Source organism: Leptolyngbya sp. PCC 6406 (assembly GCF_000332095.2).
In the GTDB taxonomy this organism is placed as follows: domain Bacteria; phylum Cyanobacteriota; class Cyanobacteriia; order Phormidesmidales; family Phormidesmidaceae; genus PCC-6406.
Window position 1 is genome coordinate 501,337 of record NZ_KI913949.1, and the last position, 16,717, is coordinate 518,053.

At 51.1% G+C, this 16,717-nt stretch carries 18 protein-coding genes; 11 read left to right on the forward strand and 7 right to left on the reverse strand.

Features of this window, described 5'->3' with window-relative positions; all coding sequences use genetic code 11:
* Both LEP6406_RS26305 and rsmH read right to left on the reverse strand, forming a co-directional pair.
* Window positions 1-304 (reverse strand): RNA recognition motif domain-containing protein (locus tag LEP6406_RS26305; protein WP_071992188.1); only part of this gene is annotated, 304 nt, incomplete at its 3' end.
* 579 nt (window positions 305-883) lie between these two features.
* Window positions 884-1,753, reverse strand: a complete 870-nt coding sequence (gene rsmH / locus LEP6406_RS0202310; RefSeq protein ID WP_008310701.1) for a 16S rRNA (cytosine(1402)-N(4))-methyltransferase RsmH — start codon at window positions 1,751-1,753, stop codon at window positions 884-886.
* Window positions 1,754-1,834: 81 nt separating this feature from the next.
* Here rsmH and LEP6406_RS0202315 point away from each other — a divergent pair, with 81 nt between their 5' ends.
* The 4 genes from LEP6406_RS0202315 to LEP6406_RS0202330 all read left to right on the forward strand — a co-directional run bounded on the left by LEP6406_RS0202315 (window position 1,835) and on the right by LEP6406_RS0202330 (window position 4,800).
* On the forward strand, window positions 1,835-2,860 hold the full coding sequence (locus tag LEP6406_RS0202315; protein ID WP_008310703.1) for an ABC transporter permease: 1,026 nt from the start codon (window positions 1,835-1,837) through the stop codon (window positions 2,858-2,860).
* Window positions 2,861-3,351: 491 nt separating this feature from the next.
* Window positions 3,352-3,726, forward strand: a complete 375-nt coding sequence (locus LEP6406_RS0202320) for a hypothetical protein (RefSeq protein WP_008310704.1) — start codon at window positions 3,352-3,354, stop codon at window positions 3,724-3,726.
* Between the two features lie 97 nt (window positions 3,727-3,823).
* A complete protein-coding gene (locus LEP6406_RS0202325) occupies window positions 3,824-4,390 on the forward strand; it encodes a hypothetical protein (protein WP_008310707.1) in 567 nt (188 codons plus the stop codon).
* Window positions 4,387-4,800, forward strand: a complete 414-nt coding sequence (locus LEP6406_RS0202330; RefSeq protein ID WP_008310709.1) for a C6orf136 family protein — start codon at window positions 4,387-4,389, stop codon at window positions 4,798-4,800. Before LEP6406_RS0202325 ends, LEP6406_RS0202330 begins: the two co-directional genes overlap by 4 nt.
* A gap of 201 nt (window positions 4,801-5,001) precedes the next feature.
* On the opposite strand, the gene LEP6406_RS0202335 is transcribed toward LEP6406_RS0202330, so the two are convergent.
* From LEP6406_RS0202335 to LEP6406_RS0202345, 3 genes are read right to left on the reverse strand one after another with little or no spacing between them, the layout of a single operon-like run.
* Window positions 5,002-5,424 (reverse strand): ExbD/TolR family protein, encoded by a 423-nt coding sequence (locus tag LEP6406_RS0202335; protein ID WP_008310713.1) that lies wholly within the window; start codon window positions 5,422-5,424, stop codon window positions 5,002-5,004.
* Between the two features lie 6 nt (window positions 5,425-5,430).
* A complete protein-coding gene (locus LEP6406_RS0202340; RefSeq protein ID WP_008310715.1) occupies window positions 5,431-5,847 on the reverse strand; it encodes an ExbD/TolR family protein in 417 nt (138 codons plus the stop codon).
* A gap of 10 nt (window positions 5,848-5,857) precedes the next feature.
* Entirely contained in the window at window positions 5,858-6,553 is a 696-nt protein-coding gene (locus LEP6406_RS0202345; RefSeq protein ID WP_008310717.1) for a MotA/TolQ/ExbB proton channel family protein, read from the reverse strand.
* A gap of 245 nt (window positions 6,554-6,798) precedes the next feature.
* Between LEP6406_RS0202345 and LEP6406_RS0202350 the strand changes: the two genes are divergently transcribed.
* The 5 genes from LEP6406_RS0202350 to LEP6406_RS0202365 all read left to right on the forward strand — a co-directional run bounded on the left by LEP6406_RS0202350 (window position 6,799) and on the right by LEP6406_RS0202365 (window position 13,282).
* Window positions 6,799-9,102: a Tex family protein gene (locus LEP6406_RS0202350; RefSeq protein WP_008310719.1), complete on the forward strand. Its 2,304-nt coding sequence runs from the start codon at window positions 6,799-6,801 to the stop codon at window positions 9,100-9,102.
* A gap of 167 nt (window positions 9,103-9,269) precedes the next feature.
* Window positions 9,270-9,503, forward strand: a complete 234-nt coding sequence (locus LEP6406_RS32565; protein WP_155834610.1) for a hypothetical protein — start codon at window positions 9,270-9,272, stop codon at window positions 9,501-9,503.
* 111 nt (window positions 9,504-9,614) lie between these two features.
* Window positions 9,615-9,866: a UPF0175 family protein gene (locus LEP6406_RS0202355; RefSeq protein ID WP_008310721.1), complete on the forward strand. Its 252-nt coding sequence runs from the start codon at window positions 9,615-9,617 to the stop codon at window positions 9,864-9,866.
* A gap of 96 nt (window positions 9,867-9,962) precedes the next feature.
* Window positions 9,963-10,529 carry a Uma2 family endonuclease gene (locus LEP6406_RS0202360; RefSeq protein WP_008310723.1) on the forward strand — a complete coding sequence of 189 codons (567 nt, stop codon included), beginning with the start codon at window positions 9,963-9,965 and terminating at the stop codon, window positions 10,527-10,529.
* Window positions 10,530-10,747: 218 nt separating this feature from the next.
* The gene (locus tag LEP6406_RS0202365) at window positions 10,748-13,282 is read left to right on the forward strand and encodes an AAA family ATPase (protein WP_008310725.1); all 2,535 of its coding nucleotides are present in this window, start codon (window positions 10,748-10,750) and stop codon (window positions 13,280-13,282) included.
* Window positions 13,283-13,319: 37 nt separating this feature from the next.
* Here LEP6406_RS0202365 and LEP6406_RS0202370 read toward each other — a convergent pair whose 3' ends face one another.
* Window positions 13,320-13,526 carry a DUF2283 domain-containing protein gene (locus LEP6406_RS0202370; protein WP_008310727.1) on the reverse strand — a complete coding sequence of 69 codons (207 nt, stop codon included), beginning with the start codon at window positions 13,524-13,526 and terminating at the stop codon, window positions 13,320-13,322.
* 279 nt (window positions 13,527-13,805) lie between these two features.
* On the reverse strand, window positions 13,806-14,039 hold the full coding sequence (locus LEP6406_RS0202375) for a hypothetical protein (protein ID WP_008310729.1): 234 nt from the start codon (window positions 14,037-14,039) through the stop codon (window positions 13,806-13,808).
* A 573-nt stretch (window positions 14,040-14,612) separates the two neighbouring features.
* Between LEP6406_RS0202375 and LEP6406_RS32570 the strand changes: the two genes are divergently transcribed.
* Both LEP6406_RS32570 and LEP6406_RS26310 read left to right on the forward strand, forming a co-directional pair.
* A complete protein-coding gene (locus tag LEP6406_RS32570) occupies window positions 14,613-15,425 on the forward strand; it encodes a hypothetical protein (protein WP_008310730.1) in 813 nt (270 codons plus the stop codon).
* 203 nt (window positions 15,426-15,628) lie between these two features.
* Complete coding sequence (locus LEP6406_RS26310; protein WP_008310732.1) at window positions 15,629-16,600, forward strand: hypothetical protein; 972 nt, start codon at window positions 15,629-15,631, stop codon at window positions 16,598-16,600.
* The last annotated feature ends 117 nt before the right edge of the window (window positions 16,601-16,717 follow it).

Here is a 16,717-nt window from a genome sequence, read left to right on the forward strand (position 1 = left end):
AAAAGCCACCGCTTCTGCGTCCACCACCACCGCCACCGCCACCAAAGGAGTTACCGCGATCTTCACGGGGTTTGGCTTTATTGACTTTCAAGTCGCGGCCCATCCACTCAGCGCCGTCAAGGGCTTCGATAGCGGCAGCTTCTTCGGACTCTGCACCCATTTCTACAAAACCAAAACCGCGCATGCGGCCTGTTTCGCGGTCTGTGGGTAGCTGAACTCGCTTAACTGAGCCGTACTCAGTAAAGACGCTAGTTAGATCAGCTTCTGTAACCTCATAAGACAGGTTACCTACGTAAATTGACATGGATTGTCCCCAAGATTTAAAGGATGTGAAGAGTTAAATTTCGGAGGTAAGCCTGTCAATGGAAAAACGTGAAAACTCGTTAATACTAGAAACAAATGCCGCAACCGATATTTTCTCTATGGCTACTATAGCACCCTAAACCCAATTGCGGTCAACCCAGATCGTAATTGATGCGACAGAATTTATGCCCCACTTAGGGGGAGTTGGTGCCTGCTGTGGAAATGGCCGCAGGAGTCTTTTGTGGCGGCACTTTCGTCCTTACGTCGCAGGGGGATAAAACCCATTCGTATGAGGGGGGGATGGGGGAATGGGGTAAATCCCGTAGGGGCGGGTTTAGCTCGTGTCTACTGGGAAATTCCAAATGGGAGGCTCAAAACCCGCCCTACCCAGCGCCGGGTGACCGATATTGATCTGGATCCGTAGGGGCAATCCCTTGTGGTTGCCCTTGTTGCCGGGTGATAGGTGATGGGGTATATAGCCTAACGGCATTCAAGAAAGGCGTTGGCGAAGCCACTCCCAGGGAGTTAGCCTGCCCGGAGGGCTGTTGGGTATTGGGGTGAAGGGGGGATCTGGAGGGGATCAATCTGGAGCTTTGGCCTGGGCCACGCGGAGTTTTGCTGATCGCGATCGCGGATTAGTCGCAATTTCCTCTTGCGTAGCGATCTGGGGTTTTTTGGTAATGACTTGTAGCCGCTCGTCTCCGCGTAGGGTGTGCTTGACCAAGCGATCTTCCAGGCTGTGGAAACTGATCACCACTAGGCGTCCGGTGGGGGTCAGCCAGTCGGGGCTGCGGGCCAGGAAGGTTTCCAGCACCGTTAACTCTCCATTCACGGCGATGCGGAGGGCCTGAAACACGCGGGTAGCGGGGTGGATGCGGCCATGGCGGTAGCGTCCGGGGACGCACTGAGCAATGCGCTGGGCTAGGGCGGTGGTGGTGGTGAAGGGGCGCTGGGCCACAATTTCACGGGCAATGCGCCGGGAGAGGCGTTCTTCCCCATAGGTGTAGAAAATCCGGGCCAGTTCCACTTCGTCCCAGTGGTTGATAATCTCTGCTGCGGTCAGATCCTGACGTTGATCCATCCGCATATCCAAGGGCGCTTCGTGGCGAAAGCTAAACCCCCGCTCCGGATTGTCCAACTGGGGGGAACTCACGCCTAAATCTGCCAAGATGCCATCAAAGCGCTGTTGCCCCGGCTCAAACTGGGCAAAGTTGCCCCGCCAAAAGGTGACCCGCTCTCCCCAGGGTGCTAGGGTTTCCCGTGCCGCCGCGATCGCAGTTCCATCCTGATCAATAGCGGTCACCCGCACCGTAGGATCCGCGTCTAAAATCTGGCCACTGTGGCCCCCGCCTCCCACCGTGGCATCCAGGTAGTGGCCCTGGGGGTGAATCGCCAACCCCATCAGCACCGCTTGGGGCAGTACTGGAATATGGCTGTAGGTGTCTGCCAAGGGAAATCCTCATTCCATCCAGGGATCCAATGTATTGTGGATTCCGAGATTCCTTCAACGATTTTTCTCTGGGGCTTGCCCATGGCTCGTGCCAATGCCTTGCGCTACTACATCCTGACCCGGCTGATGCTGGCTCCGTTGATGCTGTGGACCATTACCACGGTGGTATTTTTGTTGATGCGGGCTACCCCCGGCGACCCGGTGGATGCTCTTTTGGGTCCCCGTGCCCCAGAGGAGGCGAAGGTCGCGCTGCGGGGGCAACTGGGTCTGGATGCCCCCCTAATCGTCCAATATGTCCGCTATTTGGGCCAACTCTTGTCCTTTGATCTAGGTACCTCCCTTGCCAGCCAAGGCCAGACCGTATGGCAGATCATTGGCCGCCATTTCCCGGCCACGGTGGAACTGACGGTGGGTGGAATGTTGGTGGCGGCGGGGGTGGGGCTGACGGTAGGTGCGATCGCGGCCTCTCGCCCCAACTCTGCCCTGGATGCCGGGGGCCGATTATTTGGCATCATTACCTATGCGGTGCCCATGTATTGGTTTGGCATGTTGCTGCAATTGCTGTTTGCCGTGCGGCTGGGCTGGTTCCCCATTGGCACTCGGTTTCCCCTGCGGGTGACTCCCCCGGTTGGCCCCACGGGGCTATACCTGGTGGATAGCCTCCTCACTGGGCGCTTGGATCTACTGGCCACCACCTTGTACCATCTGGCCCTGCCCAGTCTCACCCTGGGGATTTTGATCAGCGGTGTGTTTGAGCGCATTGTCCGGGTCAATCTGAAGCAAACCCTGCGGGCCGACTATGTGGAAGCGGCACGAGCGCGGGGGGTCCCTGAGGTCCGTATTGTCCTGGCCCATGCCTTGAAAAATGCGTTGATTCCAGTGGTGACGGTGTTGGGCCTCACTTTCGCCTCCCTGCTGGGGGGAGCCGTACTGACGGAGGTAACCTTTTCCTGGCCGGGACTGGCTAACCGCCTCTACGAGGCCATCTCCCAGCGAGATTATCCGGTGGTGCAGGGGCTTATGGTGTTTTTCGGGGTGATCGTGGCTACCATCAGCATCGCCATTGATATCCTCAATGCCTACATCGACCCTAGAATCCGGTATTAGCCGCTATTAGCAAGAACCTGGGGCCTATTGACCCCAGAAAAAACCTGGGATTGATGTAACGATATGTATCATTTGTGAGCTTGGGGCAGGTATAACCCAAGGGCTATTCGTCTCGGCTGGATCTGTTGGTTGGGGACTCGCAGGAAAATAACGTACCCGCAGATCCCTTGGATCGGTCCTCTGGATCTGTCTGCTGAATCTGGAGGATCGGTAGTTTAGGGTATGCCATGGAAAAGATGACTCAGCGGAAAGCCCCCTATTCCTGGCCTTCAGGAGGCGTTTTCTATTTAGCTCAGTCAATGCCTAAATGTATATTCCTAGGGAAAGATTGGGGGAGGCTTCACAAAATCTTGTAAAGCGTAACGCCCGTTCGTCTGATACATTACTCTCATAAACTTTTGCGAAGTATGAGAGCGCGGCAGAGCATTGTCGCAACAGCTCCAGCCCTCTCCTTCGCAGTGATGGTGTAGCAATAGCTTGGGGAGCTTGGAATGGGATTGGTGGATGTGGAGACCCCTCTGTCACGGCAGACTATCGTAGAGCCCTGGGGTCACAGACTGTGGCGTCGTTTGTCTGTCCGAGGGATGTTGCTGGTTGCGATCGCACTATTTGCGATCGCAGTGGGGATAGATGCCCTGCATCACCCAGCTTCGGCAGCAGACCTGGGTACAGTCCAGATGGAAATGGCCCTGGGGAGGGTGGCCACGACCCCCGATAAAGTAACAGCCACGGTTCGTCAAACTGGCTCTACCTATCTAGAGTTTGATCCCACCACAGCAGAAAGACTCAGCCACAGCGACCTCACCAGTGCCATCATGACCCGCAGCCGCCTCACCCACGCCCACTTCTTCACCGGGGATCTGTAGCAGGAAGGCCCGTAGCGAGCGTCAAGAGATGCCAGAGTCGATCCCAGTCAAGAAGGGCTCAAGATCCCAGGGCGCACCGGGCTGATATGGTAAACCCATGACCCCTGACGCCATCACTGAATTTTTAGGCGATCGCTTTGGTTCCCTGGTTGCCTGCAATCCCCCCGACGCTTGGCAAGTGGATGCGTCGGAATTTCGACTGCTGGTATTGCTCTCTGAGGATCAAAGCTGGCTGCGGCTGCTCCTACCCCTTGTCCCCGCTGACCAAGCCCAACCCTTTCTGAGTCAAATTCTAGTAGCCAACTTTGATTTCACCCAGGAGGTCCGCTATGCCCTGCACCAAGAGGTGTTGTGGGGTGTCTTTCACCACGACCGCCAAAGCTTGACGGCAAAGGGGCTTGGCAGCGCTATCGATCGACTGCTGCTGCTCAAGCAGGAGGGAATTGACCCGTTTTTTACCGATCTGCTGGAGGGACAACTGCGCCAGATCATTCAAGCCGCTAAGCGGCAAGGCCAGTCCCTAGAAGAAACCCTGAAAACCCTCGATCGCTTCTACAGCGAGGGCATGATGGGGGATATGGCCCTAGGGAGCACCTACCAAGGGCAAGCTCTCGCAGCATGGCAGCGCCAGTTGCAGCGCCTCTGGTCAGAGGTGGAGCCGTGAACGCGGAACCTTCCCAGGTGCTAAGGACGGTAGCGGAGCGTCTACGCCAAGACTACGCCCAGTTCCCGGCTCATCAGAGCTACGACCTCTACGCGGCGGACGTACAGTTTGAGGATCCCTTGAACCGCTTTCAGGGCGTGCAGAAATATCAAAAGATGATCGGCTTCATTGACCGCTGGTTCATTGACCCGACCCTAGACCTACATGAGCTGATCTGCCACGACCCTGACCAAATTCAAACCCACTGGACTCTGAGCTGGGTTGCCCCCCTGCCCTGGAAACCTGGGATTGCAATTTCCGGCTGGACCGACTACCGCCTCAATGCCGAGGGGCAAATCTGTGCCCACATCGACCACTGGCACTGCTCCCGCCTCGATGTCCTGAAGCAGGTCTTGGCCCCTAGACGCTAAACAATCAGCGATAAACTCGAATGGGGTATCCCAGCAACTTTTACCATGGCAACTCAAATCCCCGCACTAATCCCCACACTGGCAGCACCGCTGGGATATCGTACTCAATCCGAGGATAGTGGGATGGCGACGGATTTGTTATGTTTCTACCTGCTCCGTAAGAGCATTGCCCGCGTGATTATGTACCCGGAGGTTCCAGCGCTATTCCACCGCCAGAGATACTCGATTGCCGCCAATATCCCGCAGTTGGGTCAGGAATTTCGCGACTTCGCTGTAGGGTAGATTGCGATCGGCCTTGAGGATGAGCTTGCCCTCGGGATTGGCCTGAAAATAGGCCCGCACCTGCTGAGTGAGTTGCCCGAGTTCAATGCTCTGCTCAGCGATCAAAATATTGCTATTACTGTCCAGTCCGATAATCAGCGCCTCAACCGTTTCCTCTGGTGCCGTCTTCTCTACCCCCTCTACCTCTTGGGGTACCTCCACCCCCAGCAATTGCCGCCCCGTCAAGGTCATCGAGATAATTACGAAAAACACCAGCACCGTCATCAACACGTCCATCATCGGGACGAGGTTGACCTCGGGGGTTGCAGCACTGTGTTGACGGCGGCGAGAGCGCATAGACATGGTGCCCTACTCCTCAATGGCGAGGGAAACGCGATCGCCTCCCACCGTTCGCATTTCTCCGAGGAACTGCATAACCACTTCATAGGGCAAAGCCTGATCGGGCAGAATATAGGCGATATGCTCAGGGTTGCGCCCCAGATAGACTTCCATCCGACTTTTCAAGGCATCCTTATCAATAGGCTGATTATTGAGACGGATTACACTATTGAGCTCCAACGTCACAATAAAAGGCTCCATTGTCAGGGCTTGGGGTGGCTCGTTCTCCTCTGGCTGAGGTGGCGGCAGCTTCATGTCCACCAGTTCCTCACTGCCCAGGGTCATCGTGACGACGACAAAAAAGGCCAGTACCCCCATCATCACCGTCAGCATGGGGATCAGATCTACCTCAGGAGGCTTAGTACTAGAGTTTTGACGAAATCGCATCGGGATATCCTCAGTAGCGATCGCCCACTAGGGCTGGGGGTCTTCCCTCTGCCGTCAGAGATTCTGCCATCAGAGCAGGCTCATACCAATATTCGCGGTAAATCAGCTCCAGCTCATTCCCCGCTTCCGAAAAGTAATCCATCTGCTGACTTTGAAGCGTCACCATAATCCGCAGTACTAGCAGCGCCAAAATCGCCACGACCATCCCCGCCGCCGTCGTAATCAGGGCTTCCCCAATCCCCGCTGCCGCCTGGGAGGCTCCTTCGGCCCCACCGCCGCCGCCGATATTGAGATTCTCAAAGGTGGCAATCAGACCCGTCACTGTCCCCAGCAGTCCCAGCAGAGGAGCTACGGCAACAACCGTTTCCAAGATCTTGTCCCCCCGCCGCATTTGGATAAATTCCTTGTCTCCAGCGTTTTCCAAGGCCAGCCGAAAGGTTTCGGGGGAAGAATTGCGAAGACGCAGCGGAGCCATCAAAAAACGGCCAATGGGCAAATCCCGAGCCTGGGCCGCAATGTCGGCGGCTTCACTCAAGTCTCGACGGGCCGCATCTAGCACCTCGTTTACGACTTGCCCCTCACGCCGCAGCAATCGCGTCCAGAACAAGGCCCGCTCAAAGGCAGTGGAGAGGGTCAAGATCGAACAGCCGACGATGGGCACCATGACAGGGCCACCCTTAGCCAAAAAGTCGAGTACGGTTGTCATATCGGCGTAGAGGGAATCTATCCCCAGTAGTTAAGAACGACCTAAGGGCTAATTAGCGCGGGTAATCAGCGTTACCTGCGGGAGGTACTAACTTTTGTAATCTATTGTTTTCAGCATATCGAAAGACCTTCTAGAAAAGATTAAGGCAGTGCCACTTCAAGGTTAAGTCCATATTAATAACCCCATCAGGAGGCCAATCAGCTAGACTACGGCCCTGACCTTGACGCGATCTGACCGTCCCTTCCATGGCTGACCTGACTGCAATCCTCGCTGACGAACTAAACCTATCCCACCGGGCCGTGGCGGCGGCGCTGGCCCTGTTCCAGGAGGGGGCGACGGTGCCCTTTATCGCCCGCTACCGCAAAGAGCGCACCGAGGCCATGGACGAGGTGCAGTTGCGCACCCTGCAAGAGCGCCACCAATATTTGACAGAACTGGGCGATCGCAAAACCACCATCCTCAAGTCCATTGCTGACCAGGGCAAACTCACCGACAGCCTCCGGGCCGAAATCAACGCCTGCACCCAAAAGACTGACCTCGAAGACCTCTACCTGCCCTATCGCCCCAAACGCCGCACCCGTGCCACCCTGGCCAAAGAAAAAGGCTTGGCCCCCCTAGCCGAGGCGATCGCCGCCGCCAACCAGCCCCAGGCTGCTCCCTTTAACCTGAGTCAAGCCGCCCAGTCCTATGTGACAGAGCAGGTGCCCGATCCAGAAACCGCCCTCCAGGGAGCCGCAGACATCCTGGCCGAAGCCGTGGCGGAGCGGGCCGACCTGCGGGCCTGGGTGCGGGCCTACCTCCTCGACTCCAGCAGTTTCCGCTCCCGCATTGACGCCAAGATCCCCGAAGGCAGCACCCAGTACGAGCTGTACCGCCAGTACGAAATCTCTATCGGCAAAATTGCCCCCCACAATCTACTGGCTCTGCTGCGGGGGCAACGGGAGGAGATCTTGACGGTGGACCTGGTGTTCGATCCGGCAACCGTACTGCAATACCTAGAAGCTCAGGTGATTCGCACCCGCCAGGGAGACCTGCGGCGGTTTTACCAAACCCTGGTTCAAGATGCCTTTAACCGCTTGATGAAGGTTTCCCTAGTGAATGGGGTGATCGCTGAGAAAAAAGCCTGGGCCGATGAAGCCTCGATCCAAACCTTTGAGTCCAACCTGCGGGATCTGCTGCTGGCCCCCCCAGCGGGGATGAAGGCAACTCTCGCCCTGGATCCCGGCTTTCGCACCGGCTGCAAGCTGGCGGTGGTGGATGAAACGGGGCAGTTTCTCCACTACGAGGCGATTTTTCCCCACCAGGGGGCCGGTCAACGGGAAAAGGCGGCGAAAACTCTGGCCCGGTTGATCCAAACCCATGGGGTGGCCCTGATCGCCATTGGCAACGGCACCGCCGGACGGGAGACGGATGCCTTTGTGGCGGAGGTGTTGGCCACCCTGCCCCAGCCGCCGATTAAGGTGATGGTGAATGAGGCGGGGGCGTCGGTGTACTCCGCCAGTGAGGGTGCGATCGCGGAATTCCCCCACCTAGACGTGACGGTGCGGGGGGCGATCAGCATTGGTCGCCGCCTGCAAGACCCCCTGGCGGAACTGGTGAAAATTGATCCCAAATCCATTGGGGTGGGCCAGTACCAGCACGATGTGGATCAAAAGCGCCTCAAGCAAAAGCTGGCGGAAACGGTAGAAAGTTGCGTCAACTATGTGGGGGTAGACCTCAACACCGCCTCGGCGGCGCTGCTCACCTATGTGTCGGGCATTAGTCCGGCGATCGCCAACAACATCGTCGCCTACCGGAATCAGAATGGGGCTTTTCGCGATCGCAAAACCCTGCTGAAGGTGCCCAAGCTCGGCCCCAAAGCCTTTGAACAGGCGGCGGGCTTTCTCCGCATTCGCAATGGTGATAACCCGTTAGACAACACCGCCGTCCACCCGGAAAGCTACGGCGTGGTGGAACGGATCTTGCAGGATGTAGGCGTTACCCCCCAAGCCCTAGGGGCGGGGTTGGGGCAGCGGGTGGACATCCGCCGTTACATCACCGACACCGTCGGAGAGCCCACCCTGCGGGACATTCTGCAAGAACTGGAAAAACCGGGCCGCGACCCCCGCGCCCAGTTCGTCACCGCCCAGTTCCGTGACGACATCCAAACCCTGGCGGATCTAAAACCGGGTCTGACCCTGGAGGGGGTGGTGACCAATGTGGCCAACTTTGGAGCCTTTGTGGACATCGGTGTTCATCAGGACGGCCTCGTCCATATCTCCCAACTGGCGGATCGCTTTGTCAAAGACCCCAAGGACATTGTCAAGGTGGGCCAGGTGGTGACGGTGCGGGTGCTAGAGGTGGATGAAAAGCTGAAGCGCATTGGCCTGTCGATGCGATCGGGGGAGGAATCGGCACCGCCTCGGCGCGATGATCAAAAGCCGGTCCGAGGGGATCATCGCCCATCAGAGCGGTCTGCCGATCCGCGTCCCCGCCAGGGTCAGGGCACATCCCAACCGTCTGCCCAACCCAGTCTCAAGGATCTACAAGCCAAATTCAACCGCCGCTAGGGACGCTAGGGTGGGGGCATTTCTATCCCAACTCGGGCTAAGCTCTTAGGATTTCTATGGTTGGGGGAGGAGGATGGGCGATCAGGTGAATACAATCGTGGCAAGATTCCTGGGCTTTGCGAATACACTCAGGCCACAGCTGTAAAGAAAACTCACATTGAAAAAATATGCGTAGCTTGGCACCTTACATATTTTTTGCGGGTTGGTTAACTGCTGCTATCGCTCAGATATACATGGTAATTCAGGCGTTTCGTCATTCCTTTATGAAAGGATTGCTATGCTTGATCATTCCAGGATATGTTTTGATTCATGCAACAAAGAGAGAGACCAAGGAATCAAAAGCCTTGATTTGCTGGGTAGTTGGATTACTTGCACTTGTTTTTGGATTAGTAGCTTCATAAATCAATAATAGTCAATTCCATAAATCTATTGAATGAAGTTCTATCTCTGTCAGTCGGGGAGCCTCGCCTCTGACGCTATGGACCCTGCGGCTCCTATTTTTGGTGCTAACCATGATTCAAATTCAACTGACCTTACCAGAAAGTGCCTTTTCTGCTTTACGCAGCACTCCCGATGAATTTGGGCAAGAACTGTTGATTGCTGCTGTGGTGAAATGGTACGAGATGGGCATGATCTCGCAATCTAAGGCGGCGGAGATTGCGAGCATCAGTCGGCAAGCTTTCTTAGTGGCCCTCAACCGTTTTGAGGTTTCCCCCTTTCAAACAACGCCTGAAGAACTGGAGGAAGAACTCAGTCGTGACTAGACGATGGGTCGTTAATGCTTCTCCCATAATTACGCTGGCAAAGATTGACCGAATTCATCGCCATAATAGGACCATCCCATTTAGTACGATGTTGCCATGGTTGCCACGCCCCAACCGCAAAAAATGACGGTCGAAGTCTACTTGGCGTGGGAGCGCTGTCAGGATCGGCGCTATGAGTATGCCCATGGTGAGGTGTTCGCCATGACGGGGGGCTCTTTGGCCCATAATGACATTGCTATCAATATCCTGACGGCGCTGCGGCCCCAAGTGCGTGGCGAGGGGTGTCGCATCAACATTGCCGATGCCAAGGTGCAGGTCACCCCATCCATCTATCGCTATCCAGATCTGGTGGTGAGTTGCGACCCCCAGGACCAGCGGGCCACCGATGCGATTCAGCATCCCAAGCTAATTGTGGAGGTGCTATCTCCAGGCACGGAAGCCTTGGACAGGGGGGACAAATTTAAGGAGTACCGGACACTGCCCACGTTGATGGAGTATGTGCTGGTTAGCAGTACAGAAATCAATGTGGAGGTGTATCGCCGGGGGGAAGGACGACTGTGGCTTTATCAGGCGTACCAAACTGGGGATACCATTGCGCTGAAAAGTGTTGGGTTAGCATTGCCCATGATGCTGATTTATGACACGGTGACACTGGGAAACTAGGAGCTGTGGGCAATCAAAGCCAGACTGCTTGATATACAAAGGCTACAGCACCATTGCCCCAAAACGGCACCGCTACCTGTCGCTCATGTAAGTAAAGAATCTGGTCACTACGTAAAAATATGCGAAGTTCGGCCAATTTATTTGTTGGCGATATTAGTAAATCGGCAGATGGGGAAAACTCGGAGAACCCACTTCAAGTTTATATTTAAGGTCAAGTTATGGATATTGAATTTGCTGCCCGAACATACTTTTCCCAGATTAGGCAAGAATTAGAGGAGAGTGGCAGAAGCCATAAAACCTTACGAGTTAAATCGATCATGAAACGTTTTGGCTACAGCAGACGTAGCCAAGTTTTCGTAGATAGCGTCAACACAGCACTGGATGCCTGTGGATTATATGGAAAACCATATTTTTCTATTGATCTATCTCTTGATAGCAGGATTAGTATGACTTTGAAAGACGGAATTGACAACTCAGTAAATAATTCTAATAATACCTCAAATGAGGTGATAAAAAATGAAAACCTAATTCTAGTCAACCATGACCTATTTTATTATTTATTCGATTTTGGTTCAGAACAGGAGTATGAAAGATTTCAGGCCAGTTTAGACTCAAATCAACCCATTGCGTTATTTTTGATTCCCGAGGATGAAGATTTCCTGACCGACTTGGTTTTTAGAATTCTGTCTTATGAACTAGTCAGGAAATATCAATATCAAGGTTCACCCGATATCCCGATTGCGTCGCGACACACCTTAAGCAGTCTATCTGAGGGATCCGATCAAGATCACAGGGTGAGGAATATTTTGGTGGGTACAGGACTATTTCGCTTTGATCGCTCTACGATGTCGAGTGTGATTTTAGGCGAAACAGGCTTAGATCTTTTGGATTCAGAGGAATTCGAGGAGAAATTCGAACAACTTTCACTTTATGCCCATAAATACAACAAAAATCAATCATTTGTCATATTTCAATGTCCCTCTCAACAAGAAATTAGGCGGCACTCAAAATCCGATTTACTTGAACACTTGATAGATCGAGTCTCTAACCAGATTCCTTTAACCTTTGCGTTGAGATATCGATTTTCGGATGAGTTATCAATCGATCGCAGAGAAGAAATATCCGCTCATTTGCGCTTATTGATGGAAGTGCCAGAGTTTGAGATCGGAGAAGAAGAAATTAGTTTGATTGATTATTTCTTGGAGCTTCAAAAGGCCCAAGTTCAAGCAGAATCCCAACTGCTCTTCAAAATGAATGGGGACATTTTTGAAAAGCTGGTGTGGGGCTATGAAAGTGATGAACACATATATCTCAAATATTTTGCTATTAAAACCCTTGAGAGTGCTGGGCATTCACTTAAGAATATCCAATGTGAGGTATCAATTAGCTCATCGAAGACTACAGAAGAATTAGGTACATCAGAATCAGCAGAAGTACAACGGACTGAAGAACAAGAACCCTTACCACAACAAGATGTTAATCGGAGACCTGATGTTTATGTGCAAGACAGAATAATTGTTGAGGTTGAGACCCTGCGCTCAAAAGTTTTTAATACTCAAAATGTTTTTTTTGATCTTATAGATAGACTACTTACCAAGGCTTTCGGATGGCCTAAATGTTTGCAGGAAGTTTGGTTGGTTCTCCCTGGCTTTGAAATTGCCAGAAACTATTATCAGATCAAAAAGACTGAAGAAATACTAAGTTCCTTTCTGCAAAATACCCTTAATCGGAATATCAAGCTACTCGTGATGACTCCAGACTATGAGAATCACCAGTTAATTCCAGTTTCTTTCGATCAAGTGCATTATCCATCTCTCATAATCTCACCGACAGTTAGCACTACTATAAAACCGCCAATTGAGAGACAGCAGATGCGGTTGACGTTGTTTTCTGATGTGGCGGGACTTGAAGAAGAAAAGAAAAAGCTACGGCAAATACTAAAGTTGCAAGAAAAAGGGAACTCTTGCATCATTAACGGAATTATATTTTACGGACTACCCGGATGTGGCAAAACGCTCTTAGCTAGAACCTTCGCGCACGAATCTGAAAGATATTTCCTACAGTTCTCTCCTGCCGATGTGAAGTCAATATGGATTGGTCAGACTCAGAAGAATATTCAGAAAATCTTTTCTCAGGCAAAAAGAAGATGTCCATCGTTGCTATTTATCGATGAGCTAGATGCTATTGGCTTTAGCCGAAATGAATTCCAGTCCCACACCGATCAAAGGGCAACCATCAATCAACTACTGATCGAATTAGAGAACCTCCAAGGGCATGATGTTCTCGTTGTTGGAGCTACAAACTATCTTGAAAGCTTAGATGGAGCACTCAAGCGTTCGGGCCGATTTGATTGGAAAATCCCAATTTTTCCACCGGATAAAAATGAGCGCAAGACTATGTATGAATTGTATTTCTCAAGATTACAGATTCCTTTTGAAGACAGCCTTATCAACTTCGATGAGATTGCGGAGAGAAGTATAAAATTCACTTCATCCGACGTTAAAGCTGTGTGTGACACCCTGAGAATGGAAGTCCTATTGGAGGAAATTCAGACATCTTTGAGGACTAATGATGTAATTTGTCATATCAACCAACTACAAGAAGGTGGATTGTCCTTGAATCAGAAGCAAGTTCAAGATTTTGTCGTTGAGTGTAAACAGTTAGGCGTGAGAAGTTCTAAACTTAGCACTCTCAAGGCTGACTGGGGATTGGAGGAGTGCGATCACCCTTCGGATAGGCTAGCGCCAACATGACGGGAGTGGAGGGCGGACTCTATTCCTTGAATACGCTTTAGGCCGCTAGCAGTGGCATCCCTAGCGCTTGCAGGTCAACCGTCTCGACATTCTTAGAATAGTTATCCAGCGTGATAGCAACGACCTTGCCGTCTCCGTCATAGTCCAAAATTAAATCATCGGTAACGGCATCCGTCGCCACAACAGATTTTGTTGTTAATTCGATGGCTAAAGTATCGGTATCAGGAAAATATTGGATCTTCATGTGGGTTCCTCACCTCGCTGCTGGCGCTTATAAAAATTGCGGTCAACTTCAGGATGTTTCCGCGAAGCAAAGTTGTCAAAATAGCGAGTGGTTTTCAGCATAGCCCATTATATTGCAGGGTTCTGGCAGGGCGATCGCCCTGCGGACAGGCTATCGTCAACTCGATAGAGGGAGAGTGCGATCGCACATGCTTGCCCAGACCCCCGGTTTCTTGTTCAGGAGTGAGCAGTCGGTAAAACTGCGACCCAAGAAACCGGGGTTCTCTACATGCCCTGCTCCTTACGGCAGAGTACGTTTGCGGGTCATGACGCTGATGTATTCGCCATTGCGCCCGGTGGGCAGGGGGTTGCTCCAGGCGATCCTTTCGCAGTAGCCAAGGATGGCCATGCGGTTGATGGCTTCCATGAGGGCACCGTAGTCACCCAGGAGGATATGACGAACGGCTTCTTGGTTGAAGGAGGGTAGGTTGAACTGGGGAGCGGGCTGTACCGCTCCGCTGGATGCTTGCAACATGGCGGGTATCTCCGTTTTCGGTTTAAGGAAAACGGGGAACTATCTAGCGTTTCCCAAATGAGGCGCAACGAAGAAGCTAGATCATAGAATGATCCCAGACATCTCGTCTTACCTAGGCTAAGCGGGATGTTCAGGGGAGTTGAGGAGCACCACCTCCTCTCTTCCCCGCCTAGAACCATTCCCCGTGACAGATAAACTACACAATGTCCGGCTGGAGTGCAACCGTATGTACAGGTTTGTTGACGATGGGAGGAGGCGATCGCTTTTGATAGACAGAACTTAAGCATTTGTCCCCCTGGGCAGGTGTATGACTATAAACTGAGGGAAAAATAGGCAGAATCACTCCACCTAATCACCTCGATAGGGCAGTTAGGCTGACACAGTTCCACCTAATCACCCAAATCAGGGGGTTAGATTGAAAAGTTTCCACCTAAACACTCAAACGGGGATGTTATGCAGAATAGTTCTCTCCAATTAATAGTGAGGTGGCTTCATTAGCTAGGTTGAGAAATCCTATAAGATTAGTGATAATAATCAGGAATATAAGTCAACAAGAACTCGCTATTACCGAAAATGAAAAGAGTGGCGACGAGAGGTTCCAAAAAAGGAATGTGTAACATCTGCGGAATTTTTTGCACTCTTACTGAAGATCATGTTCCTCCTAAAGGGAGTATTACTCCTCAGAAAGTGGGGATTAAAAGCCTTGCCCAAACTGTTGATCCAATAGATCCTAAAATAGTTCGACTATCTCAAAATGGTGTCAAATTCCGCAGCTTATGTCCTTCGTGTAATAATCATAGGCTAGGAAGAAAATTTGATCCTGCTCTCAATGCCTTCAGTCAGGCAGTAGCTCAAATCATTCGCAACCGTAGCCATCTATCTCTACCTTCAAGACTTGAAGTTAGCTTGCAACCGCAGCGAGTTGTGCGCTCTATAATCGGTCATTTACTTGCCGCTGAAATCAGGGAAGATATGTCTTTAGCTCCTGCTTCAGAGCCAATGCGTGATCTCATGAGATATTATTTCCTGGATACATCAGCGGATTTGCCATCAGAGTTTAATGTGTACTGCTGGCCATATCGTGCAAAACATCAAGTTATCTTTAAAGGTGTTGGAATTCTTTCTGGAGATCAAATCGTAATAGGCGATTTTCTTAAATACTTTCCAGTGGCTTTTTGGTTGACATATCAAGCGCCAGACAGGATCAGAGAAGTCATGCGAGATCGAGAGATTTCAGTTCGTGGAAATGGATTTGATGATTGGAGTACTGTGGTTATTGGTACTAAAGAGAAAGATACGTTTCGCCCAAACTGGCCTGAGTCCCCAGATGACAATGAGGTTATGGTAATAAATAATGATGTTTGCTTCGTAGCAACCGCCCCCTAACAACCCTGTTTGAGCAGACTACCAAAGATTTTTGATGTTTAATCTTAAGGTTGTCGATAGCCGCTCAACAGGAACGTTAGGTTGCGGTGCACTTGATATAGAAAGGCTAAAAAAGCTCACTTAGGCCCAAAATAGTGTTCATCTTGCTCCTTGGTTGGCAAAATTAAAGTTAAGATAGTTTTTCTTAAATAACCCAACTCTTTATGTTGCCTCTCGTAACCATAGTTGAACTTCGCGAAGCAATTGCTGAGGCACTTGCAGAGGAAAAGTCATATAACTTACCTGCAATCTGTACAGCTCTTGAACTTGAACCGGGAACTGTAGAAGAAGCCCATTCTAGCAAGCGTAGTTATGTACGAAATCGAATCATAACTAAAAATCTGAGTGATTTAGTTGACTTGGGAGAGAAGTTGCTAGAGAGATATCCTAATGCTGAAGATCTATCAAATATGGTTTGTCTCTTCAAAGCACAAGCTAGAGGAGTAAGTGGGAATATCAAGAATCTGATTTTTGCTGCGGATGGGCCTAAACCTGAATTAGTCTTAACTGATGCGCTGAATAACACTATTGAAATCGTAGAAAATGCGGAATATTGCCTTGTCTATAATTTACCTATTCTTCAATCAGGTCTACTTTGGCAGAATCTGGTGGAATGGTGGGCAAACAGTAATAATCTAGCTTTTCCTGATCGGAAAACTGAAGAGAGTTTATTTTTGAGACTACGAAATTCATTGGCTTCTCCACCAGAGAAGCTTTTCTTCAATTCATATTTTAAAGACTATCACAAGGCTCTAGGAGAATGTTTTCCTGCATTAGTCCCCCAGGTATACTTGCATTTTGATCCAAAAAGTCTCAAAGATTTAGGGGGTCAGCAACGTTTGCCACGGCAGCGAATGGATTTTTTAATGCTTCTGCCAAATAATGAGAGAATTGTGATTGAGATAGATGGGAAACAACATTATTCAGAAAATAATAACGTACCTAGTCCTAAGAAATACTCAGAAATGGTTGCCGAAGATCGTAGACTGCGATTGTTGGGTTACGAAATCTATCGCTTTGGCGGATATGAGCTGAAGGATGATGAACACAATAAAGCTCAAGGTGAAAACTTAGTGCGAAATTTCTTCTGTCAACTCTTTGACAAACACCGAATTGTACCTGCATCGGAAACCTAACAATTCTGGTGTAGCAGATTGGTTGAAATCGCTTAGCCTAGATGCAAGAAACTTGCCAACTACTGACCAGCAACGTTAGGCAGTTTCAGTAACATTTGTGTTGGGTTTTGCTAACGC